The sequence below is a fragment of the Marinobacter vulgaris genome (genome assembly GCF_003344045.1).
Classification (GTDB): domain Bacteria; phylum Pseudomonadota; class Gammaproteobacteria; order Pseudomonadales; family Oleiphilaceae; genus Marinobacter; species Marinobacter vulgaris.
On record NZ_QFWX01000048.1, the window covers coordinates 1 to 431 of the forward strand.

General features: G+C 52.9%; 1 protein-coding gene. It reads right to left on the reverse strand.

The features are described from left to right. Window positions 1–431: hypothetical protein (locus DIT71_RS17965; protein ID WP_199491051.1), on the reverse strand; the 431-nt coding region annotated here is incomplete at both ends.

Below are 431 nucleotides of genomic sequence, written 5' to 3' on the forward strand. Positions count from 1 at the left end.
ACTGTACCAAGCGCAGAACGATATGGAACAGCACCGACTTCAGTCGCGGTGGGCTTCTGAAACTCTGTGTAAATTTTTCCCCAGCCACCAAAAACGCCTTGTGGTGTAGAGCCTGCCAGCCCGATTAACGGCGCCTGGCCGCCTTGTTTTGCAATAAGGTGCACCTGAGAGCCTGAGTCATAGCCAAAGCTAATCAGGGAAGCATTTCCATATGTCGGCTCCGACTGCACGCCGTAGAAGCCATTCCGCAGAGGTTTTCTGGCATCAGTAGCAGAAAGCAGAATGTCCGAACCATATCCACCTAATCCCATCCAGCCTACAACTGGCACGCGGCCAGCAGTTGCATCTGTTTTTGAAGTGACGACGTCTTTAGATGCGGACGTTCCCAGAGCGTCCTTGATCTCCTTAGCGGCTTCTCTGACAGCTTTCGG